The sequence below is a fragment of the Acidiphilium sp. JA12-A1 genome, assembly GCF_000724705.2.
GTDB classification, from domain to species: domain Bacteria; phylum Pseudomonadota; class Alphaproteobacteria; order Acetobacterales; family Acetobacteraceae; genus Acidiphilium; species Acidiphilium multivorum.
On record NZ_JFHO01000248.1, the window covers coordinates 1 to 457 of the forward strand.

Sequence of the window (457 nt, forward strand, 5' to 3'; positions counted from 1 at the left end):
AGCCTCGACGCCAACGCAGGCACCATCTCCAATTCAGGGTTCGGGCACAGGCTATATCAACGCATCAAGTCTCGACATCGTCACCGCCAGTTCGGTCATCCTCACCGGCAGCAACTCCATCACCACTCTCGGCAGCGTCAACGTCGGCAACCTCACCCTCGACGACAACGCGCCCCTCACCATCGCCGGACCCTTCACCGCCACCAGCGCAAGCCTCACCGACACCAGCGCCGGCGGCTTCGACATCACCGGTGCCGTCTCCGCCACAGGCAGCCTCAGCCTCGACGCCAACGCAGGCACCATCTCCAATTCAGGTTCGGGCACAGGCTATATCAACGCATCAAGTCTCGACATCGTCACCGCCAGTTCGGTCATCCTCACCGGCAGCAACTCCATCACCACTCTCGGAAGTATTTCGTGGCGAACTCGTCACGTTGGTCGACAATCGGCTCTCACC

Annotated in this window: 1 protein-coding gene; it reads left to right on the top strand. The window is 61.3% G+C overall.

Going from position 1 to position 457, the window contains the following annotated elements; genetic code table 11:
• Positions 1-457 (top strand): hypothetical protein (locus RT91_RS22090; protein ID WP_160321871.1); only part of this gene is annotated, 457 nt, incomplete at both ends.